The sequence below is a fragment of the Streptomyces sp. NPDC033131 genome (assembly GCF_055578365.1).
Genome location: NZ_JBVIPA010000002.1, coordinates 183,238 through 207,670, shown reverse-complemented (window position 1 = coordinate 207,670; position 24,433 = coordinate 183,238). Strand labels below are relative to the sequence as shown.

The following is a 24,433-nucleotide window of genomic DNA, read 5'->3' as shown; positions in this document are numbered from 1 at the left end:
CCGATACAGCCATTCACCCCCGTACGGCAGTTGACGTAGACCCCGAAGTAACATGTCAACCCCGCACCTGAAACCCACTAGCGTGCGGTGCCGCAAGCAGGAGGCACCATGCGATCCCGACCCCCCGTCAACGGCAGAGGCATCTTCACCGGCACCGGGCTCATCATCACCGGCCTGACCGCGACCCTCGTGGCGCTGATCTTCCCGATCTGGTCGTACGCCGACCGTTCCGGGACGGGGCTGGACGTGCTGAACGCCCAGACCGTGTCGACGAAGTACGGGCCCTTGTCCGCTCTCGACCGCGAGTTCGTCACGAAGGTACGGCTGGCCGGCCTGTGGGAGCTGCCCGCGGGACAGCAGGCGCAGCAGAAGGGCACCACCCCGGCCGTGAAGACGGCGGGACAGCACCTCATCGAGGGGCACATGTTCCTGGACGAACGAGTCCGTGACGTCGCGGCCAGACTCGGCCTCGAACTGCCCAACGAACCCAACGAGCAGCAGAGGCAGTGGCTCACGGCCCTGACCGCGGCTCAGGGCATCACCTACGACCGCGACTTCGCCAACATCCTGCGGCTGGCACACGGCAAGGTGTTCTCGGTCGTCGCCCAGGTCCGCGCCAGCACCCGCAACTCCCTCGTCCGGGCCCTCGCCGACGACGCGAACACGACCGTGCTGGACCACATCAAGGTCCTGGAGGCCACCGGCTACGTCGACTTCGACGCGCTCGCCCAGGACATGGCCGCCGGTTCCGTTCCCCCGCTCACCCACTCACCGGCGCCGCTCGGCACGACCGCCGACCAGGGCCCGGCGATCCCGGCGATCCCGGTGACCCCACCGGCCTCTCCGAGCTATCCGCTCCCCCCGCCCGCCACCAGCCCCCCGCCTTCCGTGGATCAGTGATCGCACACCCCCGGAACGTCACATACCGGCAACGCTCGGTCCGGATTGTGAACAAGGCATGGCGCTGCCCGGACCCGGTCGCATAGAAAATCCACATGTTGTGGGTCCTTCTCCTGCTGCTGGCCTGGGCCGCCGCCGGCACGGCGTGTACGCGGCTGTGCCTGGCCGCCGTACGTGCGGCGGCCGTCGACACGGACCCGGGCCGGGCACACGATCTGACGCTGTACGAGGCCGCGTTCCTGTCCGGCGGTCCCCGGCGGGTCGCCGATCTGACCCTCGTCTCCATGGCGCGCCAGCGGCGGCTGCTGCTCGCCCACACCGGCTGGGCGACCGTCGTCGACCCGCGCGGCCGGGACGACATCGAGCGGTCGGTGATAGGGGCGATCGGCCCCGAGGGGCAGTCCCCCCTGGCGCCGGTACGGGCCACCGCCGCCGCCACCGACGCGGTACGCGGCGTCGCCGACCGGCTGGTCAGCGCGGGGCTCGCCGTGCCCGACGGCGCCCGGGCGGGGGTCGCGGCCGGGGTCCGTCAGGTGCGGCTCGCCGTGGTGGCCGTCGTCGCGCTGGGCGCGACCGCGTTGCTGACGCCGGCTCAGTCGGACATGCCCCGGCACCTGGTCGCCCTCTGGTTCGGGCTGCCTCTCGCCCTCACCCTGAGCTGCCTCGCCATCGCGCGGATCGAGGTCCACCCCTACTCGCGCTGGGCCTCCCCGGCCGGCCGGCGGCTCCTCGGTGCCCTGACCAGGCGCTCCCGCGGGGACGACCGTACGGACCTCACCTCCGTCGCCGTCCACGGCATCCGCGCGATCGGCGAACCGGATCTGCGCGCCGCCTTCGCCCACGGCGAGCAGCAGCACTGGCGCGCATAGCCCGTCTCCAGGGGGCGCACGGAGGCATTGGGTCCGACACCGGCCGGGCGGTGCTTGCCTTCGCCCACTACCGAACGAAACATCCCTTTTGTTGCTGCCGTGCACCGAAGGGATACGCGATGAGAGCCCCTGCCCTCTACTCGGCTGCCGGGTCCTTGCTCCTGACCACGCTCGCCGCCGCGCCGGCCGACGGCGCCCCGGCCGTGCCGGGCGCGGCCGAGATGCGCGGGACCACGGTGGCCGCCGCGCGGGCCCGGGCCGCGGGCATCGACTTCGGTACCTGCCCCGAGGCGGAGGACCTGCCCGGCGGCATGCTGTGCGGCACGGTGTCCGTCCCGCTGGACTACGCGCATCCCGACGGCCGGCAGATCAGACTGACCGTCAGCCGGGCCCCGGCCACCCAGAAGGATCCGCACAACAGCAAGCGCCGGGTGCCGCGACAGGGCGCCCTCGTCTACAACCCGGGCGGGCCGGGCGCCTCCGGCATGGCCTTCCCCCTGGTCGGCGTGGTCCCCGAGTGGAAGCGGCTCGCGGCGGCGTACGACCTCGTCGGCTACGCCCCGCGCGGGGTGGGCCGTTCCGCTCCACTGTCCTGCAAGGACCCCGGGCAGTTCTTCAAGGCGCCCTCGCAGGCGCCGACGTACCCCTCGGAGTCGTACAAGAGGGAACGCATCGCGCAGGCGAAGGCGTACGCGCGCGGCTGCGCCGAGCGGGCGGGCGAGGCGCTCGGGCACTACACCTCCCTCAACAACGCCCGTGACCTGGACGTGCTGCGGGCCGCGCTGGGCGAGGAGAAGCTGACGTTCATGGGCGCGTCGTACGGCACCTACTTCGGGGCGCTGTACGCCACGCTGTTCCCCTCGCACGTACGGCGGATGGTGTTCGACTCGGCGGTGAACCCGGACCCCGAACAGATCTGGTACCGCAACAACCTCGACCAGTCGGCCGCGTTCGAGGGGCGCTGGGAGGACCTGCGGGAATGGATCGCCCGGCACGACGACGTGTACGGGCTCGGCGACACCGCCGGGGAGGTACTGCGCAGTTACGAGAAGGCGCGGGCGCGGCTGGCCGCGGAGCCGGCCGGCGGCAAGGTCGGGCCCGGGCAGCTGCAGGGGACGTTCCTGTCGGCCGGGTACTACGACGACCTCTGGCCGCACCGCGCGCAGGCGCTGTCGGCCTATCTGAAGGGCGACCCGAAGCCGCTGATCCAGCAGGCCGGTCCGCACCCGGAGGCGGCGGCCGAGGCGGAGAACGCGAACGCGGTCTACACGGCCGTCGAGTGCAACGACGCGCGCTGGCCGACCGAGTGGCGGGTGTGGGACCGGGACAACACGCGGCTCGCGCGCGTGGCACCCTTCGAGACCTGGGACAACGTGTGGACGAACCTGCCGTGCGCCTACTGGCCGGCGCCCCGGCAGCAGCCGCTCGACGTGCGGACCGGGCCGGGTGAGCTGCCGCCGACGCTGATCCTGGCCGCCGAGCGGGACGCGGCCACGCCGTACGAAGGTGCCCTGGAGATGCACCGGCGGCTGCCGGGTTCGGTCCTGGTGACCGAGCGGGACGCCGGTACGCACGGCATCGTCGGCGGGCCGAACCCCTGCGTCAACGGCCACGTGGACGCGTACCTGCTGGAGGGCCGGCTCCCGGCGCGGCGCGCGGCCTGCGCTCCGCGTCCACAACCGCAGCCGAGGCCGGTGGCCGGCACCCGGAAGGCGCCGGCCCCCAGGGCCGCCTCACGCTGAGCGCCGGGCCCTCGCACCGGTCAGGCGAGACCCGCGACCAGTTCGCCGATGTCCTTGCGACGGCCCGTGTAGAACGGCACCTCTTCGCGCACGTGCATCCGCGCCTCGGAGGCGCGCAGGTGGCGCATGAGGTCGACGATGCGGTACAGCTCGTCGGCCTCGAAGGCGAGAAGCCACTCGTAGTCGCCGAGGGAGAACGAGGCGACGGTGTTGGCGCGCACGTCCGGGTAGCCGCGGGCCATCTTGCCGTGGTCGGCGAGCATGCGGCGGCGGTCCTCGTCGGGCAGCAGGTACCAGTCGTAGGAGCGCACGAAGGGGTAGACGCTGATGTAGTTGCGCGGCGTCTCGTCGGCGAGGAACGCCGGGATGTGCGAGCGGTTGAACTCGGCGGGGCGGTGCAGCGCCATGTTCGACCACACCGGCTCCAGGGCGCGGCCCAGCCTGGTGCGGCGGAAGAGGTTGTACGCCTCCTGCAGCTGGTCGGCGGTCTCGGCGTGCCACCAGATCATGAGGTCGGCGTCGGCGCGCAGGCCCGAGACGTCGTAGGTGCCGCGGACCGTCACGTCCTTGGCGGCGAGCTGGTCGAACAGCTCCTGGACCTCGTCGGCGTAGCCCGTGCGGTCCTCGGGGAGCACGTCCTTCAGCTTGAAGACGGACCAGAGGGTGTAGCGGATGACCTCGTTCAGGTCCTTGGCCAGCTTGCCCTTGTTCGGGATCCTGGCGGACTCGGTGGTGGGGGCGTCGTCACTCATGGTCCTTATTCTCCTGCTCCTCCGTGCGGACTCCGCACCGGGTGGGCGGTGAGCTCCTGCACACCTCGCAGGTCACCCTGGATCCGGTCGACGGCGGCGTGGGCGCTCGCGATGCACGCCGGGATGCCGACACCGTCGTACACCGCGCCGCACACCGCGAGGCCGGGCAGCTTGCCGACGTGCTCGCGGATGCGGGCCACGCGCGCGTGGTGGCCGACCGGGTACTGCGGCAGGCCGTCGTTCCAGCGGGTGACGCGGGTGGCGACGGGGGTGGCGTCCAGGCCGGTGGCCGCTCGCAAATCGTGCCGCGAGACCTCGACGAGGCCGGCGTCCTCGCGCTGGAGGATCTCCGTCTCGCCGTACCGCCCGACGGAGGTGCGCAGGACGAGCAGGTCCGGGTTCTCGTCGGCGATCCAGCCCCACTTCTGGGAGGCGAAGGTCGACGCCTTGATGGTGCGTCCGTCGACGGGCGGCACGAGGAAGCCGCTGCCTTCGGGGAGGGTGAGGCCGGCTCGGCGGTAGGCGAGGGTGACCAGGGCCATGGAGGCGTACTCGACGGCGGTGAGCTCGGCGGCCGCCGCCGGGGACTCGGTGCGCAGCAGCGCGCCGGCGGCCGGGGCGGGCACGGCGATGACGACGGCGTCCGCGTACAGGGCACGATCACCGGCGAGGACGCGCCAGGTCGCGGGGGGCTGTGAGCGCGGGCCGTCGGCGGCATGCGGTCCGGCCGCGCCTTCCGGCTCCGGCGGCGCGACCCTGCGCAGCTCCGTCACCGGCATCCCGGTCAGGATCTCGCCGCCTCGCTTCCGCACCGACTCGGCGACGGCGAGCGGGAGGGTGCCCACGCCGCCCTCGATGCCCATGAACACCGGGCCGGTCTGCTGGTGGGCGGCGGCCCTGGCCTGGATGTCGCGGACCGCCTCCGTCAGGGAGTCGTGCGTCTGCGCGGCCTGGTACAGCTGCGGGACCGCCGAGCGCATCGAGATGCGGTACGCGTCGCCCGCGTAGACCCCGCCGAGCAGCGGCTCCACGAGGCGGTCGACGACCTCGCGGCCCAGCCGCGCCGCCACGTACTCCCCGACCGCCACGTCGTCGCCGACCTCCGTGCGGGGCAGGTCGGCGTCGCGCTCGATGCGCGCGAGGCCCTCGTCGGACAGCACGCCGGTCAGGGCGGCGGCGGTGCCGGGGACGCCCATGACGTGTCCCTTGGGCATGGGGCGCAGGGCGCCGCGGGTCCACAGGGAGGCGGTGGCGGTGGCGGGGGCCCGGAGGCGGTCGGTGAGGCCGGTCTCGCGGGCGAGGGCGACGGCCTCGGGGCGGCGGGCGAGCATCGACTCGGCGCCCAGGTCGACGCGCGCGCCCGCGATCTCGCCGGGCAGCAGCTTGCCGCCGACCCGGTCGGACGCCTCCAGCACGGTCACCCGCACGCCGCGCCGCACCAGCCGGTCGGCGGCGGCCAGCCCCGCGATCCCGGCTCCGATGACGACGACATGCCCGGTGCCCGTACCCGTTGCGCTCATGTGCCCACTTTCTCAGACCTCACTGACACGCCGGCGGCGGCCCGGTGTCCTTCACGAGTCCCGACCGTGACCGCATCGGGACCGTTTCCCGCCAACGTCCGGGCCGGGTCCGGCGTCGAAGGAACGTCAGTCGTCACAACCCTCGGGGGTACACGCACATGCGCACACGACGTTCCGTACGACCCGCCCGGACACTGGCCGGGGTCCTGCTGGCCGCGGGCCTGGTGCTGACCGGCTGCAGCGGTGGTGCCGACAGCAGTGATTCCGGTGCCGGCACGGCCAAGGACGAGGCCGCCGCGCAGAGCGAGGCGAGGGAGGCCGCTCCCGGCGGCGCCGCGGACGGCGACAGCGGCAGCGGCGCCAAGGCGACCGCCCCGCCCAAGATCTCCGCGAACCACATCATTCGTACCGCCTCCCTGACCGTGCAGGTCAAGGACGTGTCGAAGTCTCTCGCCGAGGCCCGTACCACCATCGAGAACGCGGGCGGCTATGTCGGCAACGAGACCACGTCCCGGGACGAGGAGGGCCGCGAGCAGACGCACGTGGTGCTGCGGGTGCCCGTCGAGGAGTACGAGGAGGTCCTCGCCGGCCTGGAGGGCTCGGGCAAGCTCCTGGAGCGCACGGCGAAGGCGCAGGACGTCACCGACCAGGTCGTCGACGTGGAGAGCCGCATCACCTCGCAGCGCGCGAGCGTGGCGCGGATCCGCGAGCTGATGGACCAGGCGACCAGGCTGAGCGACGTGGTGACGCTGGAGGGCGAGCTGAGCACGCGTCAGGCCGACCTGGAGTCGCTGCTGGCCCGGCAGGCGTCGCTGAAGGACCGCGCCGGCCTGGCGACCATCACCCTGAACCTGTCGGAGACGCCGGTGAAGGAGACCCCGAAGGAGGACGAGGATCCCGGGGTCCTCGACGCGCTGACGGGCGGCTGGGACACCCTCGTGACGATGCTGCGCTGGATCGTGGTGGCGATCGCCGCGGTGCTTCCGTTCGCGGCGGTCATCGTGCTGATCCTCCTCGTGTGGCTGCGTCTCGTCCGGCCCCGGATGCCCCGCCGTCCCGCCACGGCGCCCGCGACGACCGCGCTCGGCCCGCTGCCGACCGCGAGGACCGCGCCGGAGCCCACCGGCCCTCGGGAGGGCGGCGAGGAGAACTGATCCGGCCCGGAGAACCGGGCAGACCGAAATGCCCTGCCCCCGTAGCGTGTTCGCATGAGCATGAGCGGAGCGAGCCGTGGGACGGGCCGTAGGACGGGCCCTGGGGCCGAGCGTCTGGTGGTGATCGGCGGCGACGCCGCGGGCATGTCCGCGGCGTCGCAGGCCCGTCGCATGAAGGGGCCCGACGAGCTGGAGATCGTGGCCTTCGAGCGCGGTCACTTCACGTCCTACTCGGCGTGCGGCATTCCGTACTGGGTGGGCGGCGACGTGACCGACCGGGACCGGCTGATCGCCCGGACGCCCGAGGAGCACCGGGCCCGCGACATCGACCTGCGGATGCGCACCGAGGTCACGGAGATCGACGTCGAGCGGCGTCGGGTACGCGCGCGTGACGTCGATTCCGGGGCCGAGTCCTGGACGTCGTACGACAAACTCGTGATCGCGACCGGGGCGCGCCCGATCCGCCCGGACATGCCCGGCGTCGACGCTCCGGGCGTTCACGGCGTCCAGACCCTCGACGACGGGCAGGCGCTCCTGGACACGCTGGCACGCACGCGTGGCCGGCGCGCGGTGGTCGTCGGCGCGGGTTACATCGGCGTCGAGATGGCCGAGGCGCTCATCAACCGCGGCTACGAGGTGACGGTCGTCAACCGGGGCAGCGAGCCGATGTCCACGCTCGACCCGGACATGGGCCGTCTGGTGCACGAGGCGATGGAGGGCCTGGGCGTCACCATGGTCAACGACGCCGCGGTGACCAAGCTGCTGACGGGCGACGACGGTCGCGTGCGGGCGGTGGTCACGGACGACGCCGAGTACCCGGCGGACGTGGTCGTGCTCGGCATCGGCGTACGCCCCGAGACGGAGCTCGCGAAGGCGGCCGGGCTGCCGCTCGGCACGCACGGCGGGCTGCTGACCGACCTGGCGATGCGGGTGCGGGGGCACGAGGACATCTGGGCCGGCGGCGACTGCGTCGAGGTCCTGGACCTGGTCTCCGGCCAGGAACGGCACATCGCCCTGGGCACCCACGCCAACAAGCACGGCCAGGTCATCGGCACCAACGCCGGCGGCGGCTACGCCACGTTCCCCGGCGTCGTCGGCACGGCGGTCAGCAAGGTCTGCGACCTGGAGATCGCCCGCACCGGCCTGCGCGAGAAGGACGCGCGCAGGGTGGGCCTGCAGTTCGAGTCCGTCACCGTCGAGTCGACCAGCCGCGCGGGCTACTACCCGGGGGCCTCCTCCATGACGGTGAAAATGCTCGCCGAGCGCCGCACGGGGCGGCTGCTCGGCGTGCAGATCGTGGGCAGGGAGGGGGCGGGCAAGCGGGTCGACATCGCCGCGGTGGCCCTGACGGCCGGTATGACGGTGGAACAGATGACGGCCCTGGACCTGGGCTACGCACCGCCGTTCTCACCGGTGTGGGACCCGGTGCTGGTCGCGGCCCGCAAGGCGGTGGCGAAGGTGCGGGCTTCTTGAAGCCCGCCGGGCCGCAGGGGGCTGCTACGCCGAGCCGTTGATCCGTTCGATGGCCTGCCGGGCCTGGTCGGCCGCAGGCCGCGGCGGCAGGGACGAGACGGACGCACTCGTGCTCGTCACGGCCGCAGGCTGCTCCCCCGCCGGCCTGGCGTGCGCGGCGGCCCGGGCGGACCGGAGCCGGTTGCTCACCGCCTCGTCCAGGGTCACCGGTCGCTGCATCTGGGCGGCCAGCCGGCCGGCCTCCTGGCCGAGCCGGGCCACGTCCTCCCACGGCAGGCGCACCACCAAGGAGATCTCGGCCTCGCCGTCCGGCAGGGCGTGCATCGGAGGAGTAACTCGGTCGTTCATCGCCTGTTCCTCACGTCGTCCCCGCGAGCGCCTTCCCCGTGCCGCGGGCGGTTGAGGAGACATACGCAACCGCGGTGGGCGGCGTTCACCGATTCGCCGTCCGCATCGGGGGCACTACTTCCCTGTGGTCATCCCCGTCCATGACGTGAACCCGGCGCGTCGCACCCCTGTGGTGACGTACGCGCTGATCGCCGCGAACGTCCTCGTGTTCCTGTTCATGCCGGGCCTCGCCGGTTCCGCGGCCGGGGACGGCAGCCTGGCCCAGCTGTGCCACCTCCAGGCCTTCCTGGATCACTACGCGGCGGTGCCGCAGGAGTTGATCCACCATCAGCTGCCGCGGGTGGTGCCGACGGGCGACGTCGGTGTGGGCCCGCAGGGCGCCGGCTGTGTGGTGGGCCCGCCGGGTTACGACAAGTCCCCCGAGCTGTCCGTCCTGACGGCGATGTTCCTGCACGGCGGCTGGCTGCACCTGCTGGGCAACATGCTCTTCCTGCTGATCTTCGGCAACAACATCGAGGACCGCATGGGGCACGTGCGGTTCGCGCTGTTCTACGTCCTGTGCGGCTACGCGGCGTCGTACGGCTTCGCGCTCCTCAACGCCGACTCGGCCGACCCGCTGATCGGCGCGTCGGGGGCGATCGCCGGGGTCCTGGGCGCCTACCTCGTGCTGTACCCGAAGGCCAGGGTGTGGGTCCTCGTCCCGTTCCTGGTCTTCCTGCCGCTCAGGCTGCCGGCGTGGCTGGTGCTGGGCTTCTGGTTCGTGCTGCAGGCCGTGTACTCGTCCGGCGAGGGTGTGTCCGCCGCCGGGACGGTGGCGTACGCGGCGCACATCGTCGGCTTCCTCGCGGGCATGCTGCTCGCCTGGCCGCTCAAGCCGGGCACGCCCCCGCCACCGGAACCGCGCGGCCTGCTCTTCGGCCGGCGGGCACGGCCCCGGCACACCTGGTGAGACCGGGGCGGCTCAGCGCACGGTCTGCGTGTGGACGTACTCGACGAGGCGGGTCAGCGCGTCCGGGTCGGTGGACGGCATGACGCCGTGACCGAGGTTGAAGACATGGCCTTCCAGGCCCGCCGCCGCGTCCAGGATGTCGCGCGTCCTGGTCTCGACGGCCTCCGTGCCGGCGAACAGGACGGTCGGGTCGAGGTTGCCCTGGAGCGCCTTGCCGGGGCCGACCCGGCGGACGGCCTCGTCGAGCGGGACACGCCAGTCGACGCCGACGACATCCGCGCCGGCCTCGCCCATGAGCCCCAGCAGCTCGCCCGTGCCGACGCCGAAGTGGATGCGCGGGACGCCGTAGCCCTCGACCGCCCGGAACACCTTCGCCGAGGCGGGCAGCACCGAGTGGCGGTAGTCCGCGGGAGCCAGCGCGCCGGCCCAGGAGTCGAAGAGCTGGACGGCGGAGGCGCCGGCCTCGATCTGCACCTTGAGGAAGGCGGCCGTGATGTCCGCGAGGCGGTCGAGCAGGTCGGCCCACAGCTGGGGGTCGCCGTACATCATCGCCTTGGCGTTCTCGTACGTGCGCGACGGTCCGCCCTCGACGAGGTAGCTCGCGAGGGTGAAAGGCGCGCCGGCGAATCCGATGAGCGGGGTGGCGCCGAGCTCGCGGGTCAGAAGGCCGATCGCCTCGGTGACGTAGGAGACGTCCTCGGGGGTCAGGTCACGCAGCCGGTCGAGGTCTGCCCGAGTGCGAACGGGGTTTTCGACGACCGGGCCGACGCCGGGCTTGATGTCGAGGTCGATGCCGATGGCCTTGAGCGGGACGACGATGTCGCTGAAGTAGATCGCCGCGTCCACGTTGTGCCGCCGCACCGGCTGCAGGGTGATCTCGGTGACCAGCTCGGGCCGCATGCAGGACTCGAGCATCGGGATGCCCTCGCGCACCTTGCGGTACTCGGGCAGTGAGCGCCCGGCCTGCCGCATGAACCACACGGGGGTGTGCGGCACGGGCTCGCGCCGGCAGGCCTTGAGGAAGGCGGACTCGTACGTGGCGGTCGGCTGCTGCGGCGTCACGGGGCTCTGGTTGGCACTCACGGGGCAAGTCTCGCACGGCTCCGCAGGGGGTCCGGACGGCAACCCCGACACCGGACAACAGGGTGTCCTCCCTGCACGAGGCCCCCGTTCCCCTTAATCTTCCCCGCATGGCTGCGGCTCAGGGACGACTGTCGGACGGCGCTGACGGAATGGACGACGCGAAGGAGGAGGACCTGCATACGAGCGGGACGGATCCGCTGCCCTTCCGGGCGGCTGTCGACGCGCTCAGGGCCGCGCGGCTCCGGCCGCAGGTCGAGGTCGAGCCGACGCGCGCGCCGCAGCGGCTCGCGCCCTACGCGTACGCGCTGGAGGCCGCCGTCGTCGACGGCGAGGAGGACCTGGCCGACGGCCGGCTGGTGCTGCTGCACGACCCGGCCGGCCACGACGCGTGGCGGGGCACCTTCCGGCTGGTGACGCTGGTGCGCGCGGAGCTGGAGCCGGAGATGGCGGCCGATCCGCTGCTGCCCGACGTGTGCTGGTCGTGGCTCACCGGTGCGCTCACGGCGCGCGGACTGGCGTGCGGCGAGCCGAGCGGCACCGTCACCCGGGCGAGCTCCCACTACTTCGGCGGCCTGTCCGAACGGCCGGCCGCCTCCCAGATCGAGATCCGCGCCTCCTGGACGCCCCGCGAGGGCCTGGGCGGCGTTCCGGACACGGCGGGGCACCTGGCCTCCTGGTGCGACCTGCTGGCCCAGATCGCCGGCCTGCCGCCGGCCGGGCCGGGCGACGCGTCGGTGGTCACCCTGCCGCAGCGGCGCGGCCCGCAGTCGCGCTGACCTCTTCGCACGCACAGCAGTACCTCACCAGTACCGCACCCGTACCCGAACCGGTTTCCGTCGTCGGCCCGCTGGCGCATTTTTGGCAATCACTTTGTCGATACGGCCACTTTCGGCCGCGTATCGACTCAGACCGAAGCCGTTCGGTCTTCGAATGATCGATCGCGTGTCCGAATTGCACGGATTGTTACTCACTAGATCGTGATCATTCTCTAAAGCCAAACGGGTTTGGTGCCGAAGACGACTGTGACCTGCCCCGTCCCCCACCCAGGAGGCCTGGTGTCCGTTCTCCTCGAGCAGCCCGCAAGCCTGGTCGCCTACCGCCCGAACAAGCCGACCGCCATGGTGGTCGTGGCCGACCCGCGCGTCCGCTCCACCGTCACCCGCCACCTGTGGGCGCTCGGTGTGCGCGACGTCATCGAGGCCTCGTCCATCGCGGAGGCTCGTCCCCGCATCGGCAACCCCCGCGACATCTGCGTCGCCGACGTCCATCTGCCCGACGGCTCCGGCCTCACCCTCCTGTCGGAAACCCGCGCCGCGGGCTGGCCCAACGGCCTCGCCCTCTCCGCCGCCGACGACATCGGCGCCGTGCGCAACGCCCTGGCCGGCGGCGTCAAGGGCTACGTCGTCACCGGCACCCGCACCAACGTCGGGCTCCCCACCCGGCCTGGTGCCGCCCCCATCGGAGCCGCCGCCGCCCGTATGCACCGCCGCCCCCCGGGTGCCCCGAGCCACCCGGGCGGCTACCGCGAACTGTCCGGCCGCGAGGTCGAGGTGCTGCGACTGGTCGCGGAGGGCCAGTCCAACAAGGCCATCGGTGTCTCGATGGGCCTTTCCGCCCTGACCGTCAAGAGCCACCTCGCCCGCATCGCCCGCAAGCTCGGCACCGGAGACCGCGCCGGAATGGTCGCCGTGGCCCTGCGTACCGGCATCATCCACTGACCCCCACCCTTCACGGCCGTGAACCGGATCGGCCCCTGATCCGCCGCCACCACCCCACCCGTCGTGAACCGGATCTTTCACCGAGCTGACTGGTTTACGACCCTCAGGCGCCCGCCGACGGAACGTTCCGTCGGCGGGCGCTGTCCATACACGGATACCCTTGACATGTGACCGACGCCCAAGACACCGCAGCAGACAGCACACTGCGAACCACCGGAGGCGCCCCTCCGGACGACGGCGGATCTTCTGCTACGGAGGCGCCGAACCCTGATCCGGGCCCTGACCCGGGTCCAGAGCCGATCCCTTTGCTCGAACCGCGCGAAGGGATCCCGCCCGTCGTCGCCGACGCGGACGCGCTCGCCGAGGTGATCGCCGCCTTCGCCGCCGGCTCCGGCCCCGTCGCCGTGGACGCCGAACGGGCGTCCGGCTACCGCTACGGCCAGCGCGCCTATCTCGTGCAGCTGCGTCGTGAGGGCGCGGGGACGGCCCTGATCGACCCGGTGGCCTGTCCCGACCTCTCCGGCCTGGGCGAGGCCCTGTCCGGCGTCGAGTGGGTCCTGCACGCGGCCACCCAGGACCTGCCGTGTCTGCGCGAAATAGGCATGGTTCCCACGCAGCTGTTCGACACCGAGCTGGCCGGCCGGATCGCCGGGTTCCCCCGGGTGGGCCTCGGCGCGATGGTCGAGGGCGTCCTGGGCTTCGTCCTGGAGAAGGGCCACTCGGCCGTCGACTGGTCCACCCGCCCGCTGCCCGAGCCGTGGCTGCGCTACGCCGCCCTGGACGTGGAGCTGCTGGTCGACCTGCGGGACGCGCTGGAGAAGGAGCTCGACCGGCAGGGCAAGCTGGAGTGGGCCCGCCAGGAGTTCGACGCGATCGCCTCGGCCCCGCCGCCGGAGCCCCGCAAGGACCCGTGGCGCCGGACGTCCGGCATGCACAAGGTGCGCAGGCGACGGCAGCTGGCCGTCGTACGGGAGCTGTGGCAGACCCGGGACCGGATCGCCCAGCGCCGGGACGTGTCGCCGGGCAAGGTGCTCGGCGACGCGGCCATCGTGGAGGCCGCGCTCTCCCTTCCGGCCGACGCGCAGGCACTCGCCGCCCTGAACGGGTTCGGGCATCGCATGGGCCGGCGGCAGCTGGAGCAGTGGCAGGCCGCGGTGGACCGGGCCAAGGCCCTGCCCGACGCGCAGTTGCCGCAGCCGGGGCAGGCCGTGACGGGGCCGCCGCCGCCGCGGGCCTGGGCCGACAAGGATCCGGAGGCTGCCGCGCGGCTGTCGGCGGCGCGCGCCGCGGTGTCCGCGCTGGCCGAGGCGCTCAACATGCCGCAGGAGAACCTGATCACGCCGGACACGGTTCGGCGGGTCTGCTGGGAACCGCCGGCGGTTGTCAGCGCCGAGTCCGTGGAGGCCGCGCTCGCGGGGTTCGGGGCGCGGGCCTGGCAGGTCGAGCAGGTGACGCCGGTTCTTGTTGCCGCGCTGTCCGCCTAGCCTGGTCCGCCTGGCCTGGTCCGCCTGGCCGCCGTAGGGCCTCTCTCGTACGGCGGCGGGCGGCCGTCTGTGGTTGCTCGCGCCCAGGCTGCGGAGCCGCACGTTGATACAGCCCCGCGCCCCTGGAGACGTCTCACCTTGTCGCGCCTCTCATGAAGCCGTTGTAGATGAACCTCTGCAGCGACAGGAACACGATCAGTGTGGGCAGGATGACCAGGACCGCTCCCGCCGAGATGACCTCCCAGTGGGCGCCGTAGGGGCCGCGGAAGCGGAAAAGGGACGTCGAGATCACGCCAAGATCTTCTGAGGGCAGGTAGAGGAAGGGGATGTAGAAGTCGTTGTAGACGGTGATCCCCTTCACGATGACGACCGTCGCGACCGCGGGCTTGAGCAGCGGGAAAATGATCTTCCGGTAGATCGTGAAGGCGTTGGCGCCCTCCAGGCGGGCCGATTCGTCGAGGGAGATCGGGATGGACCGTACGAACTGCAGGAAGATGTAGATCGAGACGATGTCCGTGCCCATGTAGAGCGCGATCGGCGCCCACAGGGAGTCGAACATCCCGAAGGTGTTGACGATCTGGAAGGTCGCCACCTGGGTGGTCACCCCGGGGACCAGCGCGGCGATCAGGAAGAGCGCGACCACCAGCTTCTTGAAGCGGAAGGTGAAGCGGTCGATGGCGTAGGCGGTCATCGAGCCGATGAGGACCGTGCCCCCGATGGCGACGATCAGGATGATCGCGGTGTTGCCGAACGCCGAGAGCATGCGGCCGTCCTGGAACGCCGTCACGTAGTTGTCGACGTTGAACAGGCTGTCCGGGAGCGAGAGCGCTCCGCTGCCGTTCGCCATCTCCTTCGAGGACTTGAGGGAGGTCAGCAGGACCACGCCGAGCGGGAGCAGGACGAGGGCCGTCGCGGCGATCAACGAGAGGTACACGAGCGTGCGGGCCACACTGCGGCGCGTCATGCGAGGTCCACCTTGTCGTCGGGGACGAGGCGGCGCTGCACCCAGGTCACCAGCAGGATGATCAGCAGCAGCACGACCGCGGCGGCCGAGGCGAGCCCCGTCTTGTTGAAGCGGAAGGCCAAATTCAGCGTCTGGATCACGAAGGTCTCGGTGCCGGTCGCCCCGCCGGTCATGATGTACGGGATCTCGAAGGCGGACAGCGAACCGGAGATCGACAGGATCACCGTCAGGGTGAGGACCGGCTTGATGCCGGGCGCGATGATGTGGCGGAACTGGTGCCAGCGGTTCGCGCCGTCCAGTTCGGCCGCCTCGTAGAGCTCGCCGGGGATGGACTGGATCGCGCCGAGGAACAGCACGAAGTTCAGGCCCAGGTAGCGCCAGATGGAGACGCCTGCGAGGGATGTGTTGGCGGAGACCGGTGTGCCCAGCCAGGCGTGGTCCGTGTGGACGCCGAAGAGGGACAGGACCGAGTCGAGGGTGCCGCCGTCCTGGAAGAAGTAGAGGAAGACGAACCCGATCGCGACCCCGTTGATCAGGTACGGGAAGAAGAGCACGCCCTTGAAGAAGTTCCGGAAGCGGACGTTGAAGCTGAGGACCGTCGCGAAGTAGAGCGCGGCGACGATCTGGACGGCGGAGGCGACGAGGTAGTAGCCGCTGACGAAGAAGACCTGGAAGAGGTCCTCCCTGGTGAAGATCTCCGTGTAGTTCTCGGCACCCGTGTAGTGCAGTTCCGGGCTCACGCCGTCCCAGTCGGTGAAGCTGTACGCGAGCATGTTGGCGATCGGCGCGTAGGTGAAGGTGACCAGCAGGGCGAGCGGGGCGATCAGGAAGAGCCAGGGCGTCACCCCACGCCATACGCGCGTCCTGCGTGGTGCGGGGGCCGGGGCGGGGGCGGCGGCCGCCGCCCCCGTGGCGGCCTTCACGGTCGCCTTCTGGGTGGTGTCCGTCATCAGGACCCCAGCGTCTGCTGCGTCTCGGTCCAGCGCTTGCTGAGGTCGGCGAAGAAGTCGTCCAGGCTGCCCTTCTTGGCGCCGCGGGCGAGGTCGACGAGGTTCTGGCGGTACTCGGGGGCGTAGATGCCGACCTCGGACTGGTTGTCGATCTGCTTGACCTTGGCTCCCGCGCTGTCGTCCAGCTCGATGAGCTTCACGCCCTCGTCCTCGTACGGCTTCAGCACCTCGGGCAGCGGTGCGTCCTTGAGGGGCGAGATGGCCAGGTTGTCCTTGTCGTAGCCGGACTTGTCGGTGAACCAGTCGATCCAGGCGCGGGCGGCCGGCTTGTTCTTGGAGTGGACGTTGACGGCCTGGTTGTAGTCGGGCGCGACCACCGCGCAGAACTTGCCGTCGACCTGGGTCGGGAAGGGCATGAACCCGATGTCGTCGGGGCCGGCCCCGGCCTGCCGGGCGGCGTCCTGGAACTGGATGATGGCCCAGGTGCCGAGCCACTGCGTGGCGAGCTCGCCCTTCGCCAGCCGGGGCTTGGACTCCTCCCAGTTGGTGGTGGTGGGGTCCTTCTCGATCAGGCCCTCGCGCACGGTGTCGTACAGGAGCTTGTCGCCGACGCGCAGGTCGGCGCCCTCGGCCCACGGGTCGCCCTCGGCGAGCTTCGTCGACGCCTGGGGGTCGCAGCTGACCGATCCGTTGACGGACGTCCACTGCGACAGCGGCCACTGGGCGGCGAAGTTGGTGTAGTACGGCACCGCGTCCGTCTTGGACTTGATCGCCTTGAGGGCGGTGAGGAACTCGGCCGGGGTGGTGGGCCATTCGGTGACGCCGGCCTCCTGCCAGACCTTCTTGTTGTAGAGGAAGCCGGGGATCACGCCGATCGGGCTCTGGCCGTAGACCTTGCCGTCGACAGTGGTGTAGTCGGTGAACAGGTACTTCTTGCCGCGCTCCGCCTCGGTGCCGAGCGAGGCGAAGAACCTCGGGTAGTCGTCCTTCTTGATGACCGCGGGGATCATCAGCACATCGCCGTAGTTCTCCGTGTTCATGCGGATCTTGACTTCGGTCTCGTAGTTCGTGAGGGCCTCGAACTCGACCTTGACCTTCGGGTACGTCTTGTTGAACTCGGCGGCGTACTTCTTCATCGTGCCGTCGGTGACCAGATCGGTGCGCTGGGTGAGGACCTTGATGGTTCCGGTGACCTTCGACGGGTCGTCGGGCGCTTTGGCGTCGGCGCCCTTCGAGGCACCTCCGGTGCCCGTGCAACCGGGGACCAGCAGGGCGGCTCCCACGACCATGGCGAGGATGTGACGGCGGTTCATGTGCATCAGCTCCGTTCTAGGGACGTTCCAGGGACGGAAGAGCACGTGCGGGTTGCTGGGTTGGCTGATTCGGCACTCTGTCAGCGCTTTCTTAACCGGTAAAGTCTCTATTTCGCCAAGGCTGCGACGATGTGAACGCCTGCTCCACTGAAACGGTTTAGGAGTGCGGATGCTGGAGGCCACACCGCTCACCGAGGGCTGGACCCTGAAGCACGAGGGGAATGCCCTCCCGGCCTCGGTGCCGGGCTGCGTGCACACCGATCTGCTGGCCGCCGGGGTGATCCCGGATCCCCTGCTCGGGCTGGGCGAGACCGAGGTCGCGTGGGTGGGGCGGCGGGAGTGGACGTACGAGACGGAGCTCGCGGCGGCGAACGGGCACGAGCAGACCGACCTCGTCTTCGACGGTCTGGACACCGCGGCCGAGATCCGGCTCGACGGCCGGCTCCTGGGCCGGACGAGGAACATGCACCGCTCGTACCGCTTCGACGTGACCGGGCTCGGCGGGCGGCTGTCGGTGCGGTTCGCCTCCGCCTACGCCGAGGCGGAGGCCGTGCGCGGGAAGCTGGGCGAGCGGCCCGCCGCCTACGCCGAGCCGTACCAGTACCTCCGCAAGATGGCCTGCTCCTTCGGCTGGGACTGGGGCCCGACCCTGGTGACGGCCGGGATCTGGCGGCCGGTCCGGGTGGAGCGGTGGTCGACGGCCAGGGTCGCGCGCGTACGGCCCCTGGTGACCGTCGAGGACGGCCTGGGACGGGTCGAGTTGCGGGTGGACGTCGAGCGGTCCCGGGTCGAGGCCGAGCTCTGGGTGGAGGCGACGGTCGGCGGGGTCCGGGCGCGCGCCCGGATCGACGGGACGGAGTCGGTCGTACGGCTTCAGGTGCCGGACGTGCGGTTGTGGTGGCCGCACGGGTACGGCGAACAGCCCCTGTACGACGTCGAGTTGAGGCTCGTGCACGAGGACCGCACGCTGGACGTGTGGCGGCGCCGGATCGGCTTCCGGACCGTCGGGCTGGACCGGAAGCCCGACGCGCACGGCAGCGGTTTCACCTTCGTCGTCAACGGCGAGCGGCTCTTCGCGCGGGGCGTGAACTGGATCCCGGACGACGTGTTCCCGTCCCGGATCGGCCGGGACCGGTACCGGGAGCGGCTGCGGCAGGCGGCCGACGCCGGCGTGGACCTCGTGCGGGTGTGGGGCGGCGGGATCTACGAGAGCGAGGACTTCTACGACGCCTGCGACGAGTTCGGGCTGCTGGTCTGGCAGGACTTCCCGTTCGCGTGCGCGGCCTACCCGGAGGAGCAGCCGCTGCGGGGCGAGGTCGAGGCGGAGGCACGCGAGAACGTCGTACGGCTGATGCCGCACCCCTCGCTGGCGCTGTGGAACGGCAACAACGAGAACCTGTGGGGGTTCCGGGACTGGGGCTGGGAGGAGCGGCTGGCCGGGGACTCCTGGGGCGAGGGGTACTACCTGGGCGTCCTGCCGCGGGCGGTGGCCGAGCTGGACCCGACGCGGCCGTACACGGCGGGCAGTCCGTGGTCAGGGTCGTGGGAGCACCATCCGAACGACCCGGCGCACGGCACCCACCACTCGTGGGAGGTGTGGAACGGGGAGGACTACGCCGAGTACCGCGCGAACGTGCCGCGTTTCGTCGCGGAGTTCGGCTGGCAGGCGCCACCCGCGCACGCCACGCTGCGGCGGGCGCTGCCGGGCGAGGAACTGGCGTCCGACTCCCCCGGCATGCTGCACCACCAGAAGGCGGACGACGGCAACGGCAAGCTGGAGAGGGGCCTGGCACGTCATTTCGCCGTGCCCGAGGGGGACTTCGACCGCTGGCACTACCTCATGCAGGTCAACCAGGCCCGTGCGGTCGCCGCCGGGATCGAGCACTGGCGCTCGCACTGGCCGGTGTGCGCGGGCACGGTGGTCTGGCAGCTCAACGACTGCTGGCCGGTCACCTCGTGGGCGGCGATCGACGGGGACGGGCGCGAGAAGCCGCTGTACCACGAGCTGCGCAGGGTGTACGCGGACCGGCTGCTCACCCTCCAGGTCCGGGAACGGGGGCTGGTGGCGGCCGCCGTGAACCAGTCGGCCGAGGAGTGGACGGGCACGCTGGTGCTGCGCCGGATGTCCGTCGAGGGTGGCGTGACCGGCTCGGCCCGGGTGGAGTTCGGCGCCGGGCGGCGGACCGTCGCCGATGTCCCGGTTCCGCGCGAGCTGGAGCCCGTCGGGCCCAAGGAGTTCCTGGTCGCGGACGCGGACGGGCTGCGCGCCGGGTACTTCCCGGTGCCGGATCGCGAAGTGCCGTATCCGCAGCCCGAGTTCGAGGTCGCGCTCGTGCCGGGCGGGATCGAGGTGAGGGCCCACACCCTCGTACGGGATCTGCTGCTCCAGGCCGACCGGCTGGATCCGGCGGCGCGGGCCGACCGGGGACTGGTCACGCTGCTGCCGGGCGAACGGGTCACCATCGGGGTGCGCGGCTGGCAGACTCCGGATGCCGAAAAGGCGCGTTCAGCCCTGTACTGCATGGAGCCCGGCCGATGACGGCAATGCCGACCCCCCGCGTCACCATCAAGGACGTCGCCGCGCGCGCCGGCGTGTCCAAGGGTGCCGTGTCCCTCGCCTTCAACCACAAGCCGGGGCTGGCGGAGGCGACCCGGGACCGGATCTTCCGGGCCGCGCGGGAGCTGGGGTGGGCACCGAGTCCGACCGCGCGGACCCTGGCCGGCTCGCGGGTGGACGTGGTGGGGCTGGCGATCTGCCGGCCGGCCCGGCTGCTCGGGCTCGAACCCTTCTACATGGAGTTCGTGTCGGGGGTGGAGAGCGTCCTGACCGAACATTCCTGCTCGCTGCTGCTGCGACTCGTCCGGAGTCTGGAGGAGGAGGTCGGGCTGCAGGAGTCGTGGTGGCGGGGGCGGCAGATCGGCGGGTCGATCCTCGTGGACTTCCGCGCGGACGACCCACGGGTGGCGGCGGTCGAGCGGCTCGGGATGCCGGTGGTCGCGGTCGGGCACCCGTCGCTGACCGGCAGTCTCACCTCGGTGTGGACCGAGGACGCCACCGCCGTGACGGAGGCGGTGCGCTACCTCGCCGCGCTCGGGCACCGGCGGATCGCCCGGGTGGGGGGCGCGGCGGCCCTCGGACACACCTCCATGCGGACCGCCGCCTTCGACCAGGCGGCCCGCGCCCTGGAGCTGTCCGGTGCCTGGCAGGTGGCCACGGACTACTCCGGGGAGGCGGGGGCCCGCGCGACGCGCTCGCTGCTGACGGCGGCGGCCCCGGACCGGCCGACGGCCATCGTGTACGACAACGACATCATGGCGGTGGCGGGGCTGTCGGTGGCGGCGGAGATGGGTTTGAGCGTGCCGGACGACGTCTCCCTGCTCGCCTGGGACGACTCCCAGCTGTGCCGGATCACGCATCCGCCCCTCTCGGCGATGAGCCACGACGTGCACGGATTCGGGGCCGAGGCGGCGCGGACGCTGTTCGGGGAGATCACGGGAGAGGGTCCGGGCTCGCATCCGGTGCCGACTCCGGTGCTGACTCCGCGGGGCTCGACGGCTCCTCCGAAGGTGTGACGTTCGCCGCTTGGGGCGGGGGGACTGGGCAGCTTGGTTACCCACAAGTAGCATGGGTTCTGAGCGCGCGCTCAGCGCATCGCAGCAGTAGAGCCGTCCCGCACCCTGGAGGAGAGCCATCGTGCCTCGTACCGTCAGGGACGTCGTCTTCGTAGACGGCGTCCGTACCCCGTTCGGCAAGGCGGGCCCGAAGGGCATCTACCACGAGACCCGTGCCGACGACCTTGTCGTGAAGGCGATCCGGGAGCTGCTGCGCCGCAACCCCGGTCTCGACCCGAAGAAGATCGACGAGGTCGCCATCGCGGCGACCACGCAGATCGGCGACCAGGGTCTGACGCTGGGCCGCACGGCCGGGATCCTGGCCGGGCTGCCGCAGTCCGTCCCGGGCTACTCGATCGACCGCATGTGCGCCGGTGCCCTCACGGCCGTCACCACCACCGCGGGCTCCATCGCCTTCGGCGCGTACGACGCCGTCATCGCCGGTGGTGTCGAGCACATGGGCCGCCACCCCATGGGCGAGGGTGTGGACCCGAACCCGCGGTTCGTCAGCGAGAAGCTGGTCGACGAGTCCGCCCTGTTCATGGGGATGACCGCCGAGAACCTGCACGACCGCTACCCCACGATCACCAAGCAGCGCGCCGACGAGTACGCGGTGCGTTCACAGGAGAAGGCCGCCAAGGCGTACGCCAACGGCAAGATCCAGGCCGACCTGGTGCCGATCTCGGTGCGCCGCACCAACGCGGAGGCCGGTGAGACGGGCTGGGGCCTGGTCACCGCCGACGAGCCGATGCGCCCGGGCACCACCCTGGAGAACCTCTCCGGTCTGAAGACCCCGTTCCGTGTGCACGGCCGGGTCACCGCCGGCAACGCGGCCGGTCTCAACGACGGCGCCACCGCGTCGATCATCGCGAGCGAGGACTTCGCCCGCGAGCACGGCCTGCCGGTCAAGATGCGCCTGGTCTCGTACGCCTTCGCGGGCGTCGAGCCGGAGGTCATGGGCTACGGCCCGATCCCGGCCACCGAGAAGGCCCTCGCCAAGGCGGGCCTGTCGATCGAGGACATCAACCTCTTCGAGATCAACGAGGCCTTCGCCGTCCAGGTGCTCGCCTTCCTGGAGCACTACGGCATCGCGGACGACGACGCGCGCGTCAACCAGTACGGCGGCGCGATCGCCTACGGTCACCCGCTCGCCTCCTCCGGCGTCCGTCTGATGACGCAGCTGGCCCGCCAGTTCGAGGAGCAGCCGGAGGTCCGTTACGGCCTCACCACCATGTGCGTCGGCTTCGGCATGGGCGCCACGGTGATCTGGGAGAACCCGCACCACAAGGACGCCGGAGGCGACAAGTGAGCACCGCTGAACTCCTCAAGACAGCGGCCGAGCTGTTCCCCGACGAGGTCGTGACGTCCGCGCACGTACGCCACCTCGACCTGCCGTTCGGTGCGGGCCGGTTCGCCCTGATCACCCTCGACAACGGCTTCGACCACACCAAGCCGACCACCTTCGGCCCGCAGTCCCTCGCGAACCTGAGCACCGCGATCGACCAGGTCGAGAAGGAGGCCGCGGCCGGCGAGATCGTCGGTGTCGGCATCACCGGCAAGCCGTTCATCTTCGCGGTCGGCGCCGACCTCAAGGGCGTCGAGCTGCTGAAGGAGCACAAGGACGCGCTCGCCATCGGCAAGGGCGGCCACGAGGTCTTCAAGCGGCTGTCCGGTCTCGGGGTCCCGAGCTTCGCGTACTACAACGGCGCGGCCATGGGCGGCGGCGTCGAGGTCGGCCTGCACTGCGCGTACCGCACCGTGTCCGCGGCCCTGCCCGCCTTCTCGCTTCCCGAGGTCTTCCTCGGTCTGGTACCGGGCTGGGGCGGCTGCACGATCCTGCCGAACCTGATCGGCGCGGACAAGGCCGTCTCGGTGATCATCGAGAACTCGCTCAACCAGAACAAGCAGCTCAAGGGCGCGCAGGTCTACGAGCTGGGCATCGCCGACGCCCTGTTCGAGGGCGCGGACTTCCTGGAGCAGTCGCTGCTGTGGACGGCGTCCGTCCTCAAGGGCGAGATCGTCATCGACCGCCCGGTGATCGACCGCGGCGAGGCCTGGGACCAGGCCGTCGCCAAGGGCCGCTTCATCGCGGACAGCAAGGTGCACGGGGCCGCTCCGGCCGCCTACCGCGCCCTCGACATCATCTCCGCCGCCAAGAACGGCGACCTCCAGCAGGGCTTCGACGCCGAGGACAAGGCCCTCGCCGACCTGATCATGGGTGGCGAGCTGCGCTCCGGCATCTACGCCTTCAACCTGGTCCAGAAGCGCGCCAAGCGCCCGGCCGGCGCGCCGGACAAGTCGCTGGCCCGCCCGGTCACCAAGGTCGGTGTCGTGGGCGCCGGTCTGATGGCCTCGCAGCTCGCGCTGCTGTTCCTGCGCCGCCTGGAGGTGCCGGTCGTGCTGACCGACATCGACCAGGAGCGCGTCGACAAGGGTGTCGGCTACGTCCACGCCGAGATCGACAAGCTGCTCGGCAAGGGCCGTGTCAACCAGGACAAGGCCAACCGCCTCAAGGCGCTGGTGAGCGGTGTGCTGGACAAGGCCGAGGGCTTCTCCGACGCGGACTTCATCATCGAGGCCGTGTTCGAGGAGATCGGTGTCAAGCAGCAGGTGTTCGCCGAGGTCGAGGCGGTCGCCCCGGCGCACGCGATCCTCGCCACCAACACCTCCTCGCTGTCGGTCACCGAGATGGCGTCGAAGCTGAAGAACCCGGAGCGGGTCGTCGGCTTCCACTTCTTCAACCCGGTCGCGATCCTCCCGCTGCTGGAGATCGTCCGCGGCGAGCAGACCGACGACGCCTCCCTCGCCACGGCGTTCGGCGTCGCCAAGAAGCTGAAGAAGACGGCGGTTCTGGTGAAGGACGCCCCGGCGTTCGTCGTGAACCGCATCCTCACCCGCTTCATGGGCGAGATCCAGAACGTCATCGACGAGGGCACGTCGGTCGAGGTCGCCGAGAAGGCCGTCGAGCCGCTCGGTCTGCCGATGTCCCCGCTCGTGCTCCTGGAGCTGGTCGGTCCCGCGATCGGTCTGCACGTCTCCGAGACCCTCAACCGGGCCTTCCCGGACCGCTTCACGGTCTCCCCGAACCTCGCGGCCGTCGTCAAGGCGGGCAAGCGCGGCTTCTACGTCTACTCCGCAGAGAACGGGTTCAAGCCGGAGCTGGACCCCGAGGTCGCCGCGCTGCTCAAGCAGGGCGACAGCGTCCTGACCGAGGAGCAGGTCCGGGACCGCGTCCTGGACGCGGTGGCGCAGGAGATCGGGCTCATGCTCGACGAGGGCGTCGTCGCCGAGGCCCAGGACATCGACCTCTGCCTGATCACGGGTGCCGGCTGGCCCTTCCACCTGGGCGGCATCACGCCGTACCTGGACCGCGAGGGCGTCTCCCAGCGGGTGAACGGGAAGCCGTTCCTGGCTCCCGGCGTGGCGAGCGTCCCGGCGTAACGCGTTACCCCTGAGGGGGGTGGGGTGCACGGTAACGATCCGTGCGCTCCGCCCCCTTTCGCATGCCTCTGCGGATAAGATCCTCACACAATCCGACCACTTTTTTACATTGCACTGCCGGTTCTGACCCACGAGCCGGCCGGTGTAGCGCAAAGGAGCAT

20 protein-coding genes are annotated in these 24,433 nt (G+C 71.2%); 13 read left to right on the top strand and 7 right to left on the bottom strand.

Annotation, left to right across the window (positions count from 1 at the left end):
* The first annotated feature begins 108 nt into the window (after positions 1 to 108).
* The 3 genes from ACZ5XS_RS04300 (at position 109) to ACZ5XS_RS04290 (ending at position 3,511) form a co-directional block, all read left to right on the top strand.
* The gene (locus ACZ5XS_RS04300; RefSeq protein WP_468647675.1) at positions 109 to 900 is read left to right on the top strand and encodes a DUF4142 domain-containing protein; all 792 of its coding nucleotides are present in this window, start codon (positions 109 to 111) and stop codon (positions 898 to 900) included.
* Between the two features lie 95 nt (positions 901 to 995).
* Positions 996 to 1,769: a TIGR04222 domain-containing membrane protein gene (locus ACZ5XS_RS04295; protein WP_468647674.1), complete on the top strand. Its 774-nt coding sequence runs from the start codon at positions 996 to 998 to the stop codon at positions 1,767 to 1,769.
* Between the two features lie 119 nt (positions 1,770 to 1,888).
* Entirely contained in the window at positions 1,889 to 3,511 is a 1,623-nt protein-coding gene (locus ACZ5XS_RS04290) for an alpha/beta hydrolase (RefSeq protein ID WP_468647673.1), read from the top strand.
* 20 nt (positions 3,512 to 3,531) lie between these two features.
* On the opposite strand, the gene hemQ is transcribed toward ACZ5XS_RS04290, so the two are convergent.
* On the bottom strand, positions 3,532 to 4,263 hold the full coding sequence (hemQ, locus tag ACZ5XS_RS04285) for a hydrogen peroxide-dependent heme synthase (protein WP_468647672.1): 732 nt from the start codon (positions 4,261 to 4,263) through the stop codon (positions 3,532 to 3,534).
* Positions 4,264 to 4,268: 5 nt separating this feature from the next.
* Positions 4,269 to 5,783, bottom strand: coding sequence for a protoporphyrinogen oxidase (gene hemG, locus ACZ5XS_RS04280; protein ID WP_468647671.1), 1,515 nt, complete (start codon positions 5,781 to 5,783; stop codon positions 4,269 to 4,271).
* A 158-nt stretch (positions 5,784 to 5,941) separates the two neighbouring features.
* Between hemG and ACZ5XS_RS04275 the strand changes: the two genes are divergently transcribed.
* A complete protein-coding gene (locus tag ACZ5XS_RS04275) occupies positions 5,942 to 6,937 on the top strand; it encodes a DUF4349 domain-containing protein (RefSeq protein WP_468647670.1) in 996 nt (331 codons plus the stop codon).
* Positions 6,938 to 6,991: 54 nt separating this feature from the next.
* Positions 6,992 to 8,410, top strand: coding sequence for an FAD-dependent oxidoreductase (locus ACZ5XS_RS04270; RefSeq protein ID WP_468647669.1), 1,419 nt, complete (start codon positions 6,992 to 6,994; stop codon positions 8,408 to 8,410).
* A 24-nt stretch (positions 8,411 to 8,434) separates the two neighbouring features.
* Here ACZ5XS_RS04270 and ACZ5XS_RS04265 read toward each other — a convergent pair whose 3' ends face one another.
* Entirely contained in the window at positions 8,435 to 8,758 is a 324-nt protein-coding gene (locus tag ACZ5XS_RS04265) for a hypothetical protein (RefSeq protein WP_468647668.1), read from the bottom strand.
* A gap of 124 nt (positions 8,759 to 8,882) precedes the next feature.
* Between ACZ5XS_RS04265 and ACZ5XS_RS04260 the strand changes: the two genes are divergently transcribed.
* Positions 8,883 to 9,707 (top strand): rhomboid family intramembrane serine protease, encoded by an 825-nt coding sequence (locus ACZ5XS_RS04260; protein WP_468647667.1) that lies wholly within the window; start codon positions 8,883 to 8,885, stop codon positions 9,705 to 9,707.
* Between the two features lie 12 nt (positions 9,708 to 9,719).
* Here ACZ5XS_RS04260 and hemE read toward each other — a convergent pair whose 3' ends face one another.
* Positions 9,720 to 10,790 (bottom strand): uroporphyrinogen decarboxylase, encoded by a 1,071-nt coding sequence (gene hemE / locus ACZ5XS_RS04255; protein ID WP_468647666.1) that lies wholly within the window; start codon positions 10,788 to 10,790, stop codon positions 9,720 to 9,722.
* A gap of 107 nt (positions 10,791 to 10,897) precedes the next feature.
* Between hemE and ACZ5XS_RS04250 the strand changes: the two genes are divergently transcribed.
* The 3 genes from ACZ5XS_RS04250 (at position 10,898) to ACZ5XS_RS04240 (ending at position 13,992) form a co-directional block, all read left to right on the top strand.
* Positions 10,898 to 11,566, top strand: a complete 669-nt coding sequence (locus ACZ5XS_RS04250; RefSeq protein WP_217236169.1) for a DUF3000 domain-containing protein — start codon at positions 10,898 to 10,900, stop codon at positions 11,564 to 11,566.
* Between the two features lie 279 nt (positions 11,567 to 11,845).
* The gene (locus ACZ5XS_RS04245) at positions 11,846 to 12,508 is read left to right on the top strand and encodes a response regulator transcription factor (RefSeq protein ID WP_128374800.1); all 663 of its coding nucleotides are present in this window, start codon (positions 11,846 to 11,848) and stop codon (positions 12,506 to 12,508) included.
* 167 nt (positions 12,509 to 12,675) lie between these two features.
* Complete coding sequence (locus ACZ5XS_RS04240; RefSeq protein WP_468647665.1) at positions 12,676 to 13,992, top strand: HRDC domain-containing protein; 1,317 nt, start codon at positions 12,676 to 12,678, stop codon at positions 13,990 to 13,992.
* Positions 13,993 to 14,125: 133 nt separating this feature from the next.
* On the opposite strand, the gene ACZ5XS_RS04235 is transcribed toward ACZ5XS_RS04240, so the two are convergent.
* From ACZ5XS_RS04235 to ACZ5XS_RS04225, 3 genes are read right to left on the bottom strand one after another with little or no spacing between them, the layout of a single operon-like run.
* Positions 14,126 to 14,956: a carbohydrate ABC transporter permease gene (locus tag ACZ5XS_RS04235; protein ID WP_468647664.1), complete on the bottom strand. Its 831-nt coding sequence runs from the start codon at positions 14,954 to 14,956 to the stop codon at positions 14,126 to 14,128.
* Positions 14,953 to 15,906 (bottom strand): carbohydrate ABC transporter permease, encoded by a 954-nt coding sequence (locus tag ACZ5XS_RS04230; protein ID WP_468647663.1) that lies wholly within the window; start codon positions 15,904 to 15,906, stop codon positions 14,953 to 14,955. The genes ACZ5XS_RS04235 and ACZ5XS_RS04230 overlap by 4 nt, the downstream gene beginning before the upstream one ends.
* Entirely contained in the window at positions 15,906 to 17,219 is a 1,314-nt protein-coding gene (locus ACZ5XS_RS04225; RefSeq protein WP_468647662.1) for an ABC transporter substrate-binding protein, read from the bottom strand. Before ACZ5XS_RS04225 ends, ACZ5XS_RS04230 begins: the two co-directional genes overlap by 1 nt.
* Before the next feature lie 169 nt (positions 17,220 to 17,388).
* Here ACZ5XS_RS04225 and ACZ5XS_RS04220 point away from each other — a divergent pair, with 169 nt between their 5' ends.
* The 4 genes from ACZ5XS_RS04220 (at position 17,389) to ACZ5XS_RS04205 (ending at position 24,272) form a co-directional block, all read left to right on the top strand.
* Positions 17,389 to 19,758: a glycoside hydrolase family 2 protein gene (locus tag ACZ5XS_RS04220; RefSeq protein ID WP_468647661.1), complete on the top strand. Its 2,370-nt coding sequence runs from the start codon at positions 17,389 to 17,391 to the stop codon at positions 19,756 to 19,758.
* Complete coding sequence (locus ACZ5XS_RS04215; RefSeq protein WP_468647660.1) at positions 19,755 to 20,792, top strand: LacI family DNA-binding transcriptional regulator; 1,038 nt, start codon at positions 19,755 to 19,757, stop codon at positions 20,790 to 20,792. The genes ACZ5XS_RS04220 and ACZ5XS_RS04215 overlap by 4 nt, the downstream gene beginning before the upstream one ends.
* 121 nt (positions 20,793 to 20,913) lie before the next feature.
* Positions 20,914 to 22,140, top strand: coding sequence for a thiolase family protein (locus tag ACZ5XS_RS04210; RefSeq protein WP_217236162.1), 1,227 nt, complete (start codon positions 20,914 to 20,916; stop codon positions 22,138 to 22,140).
* Positions 22,137 to 24,272: a 3-hydroxyacyl-CoA dehydrogenase NAD-binding domain-containing protein gene (locus ACZ5XS_RS04205; RefSeq protein WP_468647659.1), complete on the top strand. Its 2,136-nt coding sequence runs from the start codon at positions 22,137 to 22,139 to the stop codon at positions 24,270 to 24,272. The genes ACZ5XS_RS04210 and ACZ5XS_RS04205 overlap by 4 nt, the downstream gene beginning before the upstream one ends.
* The last annotated feature ends 161 nt before the right edge of the window (positions 24,273 to 24,433 follow it).

Bases quoted from the DNA above. Each gene is read 5' to 3' on its own strand.
- ACZ5XS_RS04300 (WP_468647675.1), top strand. From the start codon at position 109: ATGCGATCCCGACCCCCCGTCAACGGCAGAGGCATCTTCACCGGCACC.
- ACZ5XS_RS04295 (WP_468647674.1), top strand. From the start codon at position 996: ATGTTGTGGGTCCTTCTCCTGCTGCTGGCCTGGGCCGCCGCCGGCACG.
- ACZ5XS_RS04290 (WP_468647673.1), top strand. From the start codon at position 1,889: ATGAGAGCCCCTGCCCTCTACTCGGCTGCCGGGTCCTTGCTCCTGACC.
- hemQ (WP_468647672.1), bottom strand. From the start codon at position 4,263: ATGAGTGACGACGCCCCCACCACCGAGTCCGCCAGGATCCCGAACAAG.
- hemG (WP_468647671.1), bottom strand. From the start codon at position 5,783: ATGAGCGCAACGGGTACGGGCACCGGGCATGTCGTCGTCATCGGAGCC.
- ACZ5XS_RS04275 (WP_468647670.1), top strand. From the start codon at position 5,942: ATGCGCACACGACGTTCCGTACGACCCGCCCGGACACTGGCCGGGGTC.
- ACZ5XS_RS04270 (WP_468647669.1), top strand. From the start codon at position 6,992: ATGAGCATGAGCGGAGCGAGCCGTGGGACGGGCCGTAGGACGGGCCCT.
- ACZ5XS_RS04265 (WP_468647668.1), bottom strand. From the start codon at position 8,758: ATGAACGACCGAGTTACTCCTCCGATGCACGCCCTGCCGGACGGCGAG.
- ACZ5XS_RS04250 (WP_217236169.1), top strand. From the start codon at position 10,898: ATGGCTGCGGCTCAGGGACGACTGTCGGACGGCGCTGACGGAATGGAC.
- ACZ5XS_RS04235 (WP_468647664.1), bottom strand. From the start codon at position 14,956: ATGACGCGCCGCAGTGTGGCCCGCACGCTCGTGTACCTCTCGTTGATC.
- ACZ5XS_RS04230 (WP_468647663.1), bottom strand. From the start codon at position 15,906: ATGACGGACACCACCCAGAAGGCGACCGTGAAGGCCGCCACGGGGGCG.
- ACZ5XS_RS04225 (WP_468647662.1), bottom strand. From the start codon at position 17,219: ATGAACCGCCGTCACATCCTCGCCATGGTCGTGGGAGCCGCCCTGCTG.
- ACZ5XS_RS04220 (WP_468647661.1), top strand. From the start codon at position 17,389: ATGCTGGAGGCCACACCGCTCACCGAGGGCTGGACCCTGAAGCACGAG.
- ACZ5XS_RS04215 (WP_468647660.1), top strand. From the start codon at position 19,755: ATGACGGCAATGCCGACCCCCCGCGTCACCATCAAGGACGTCGCCGCG.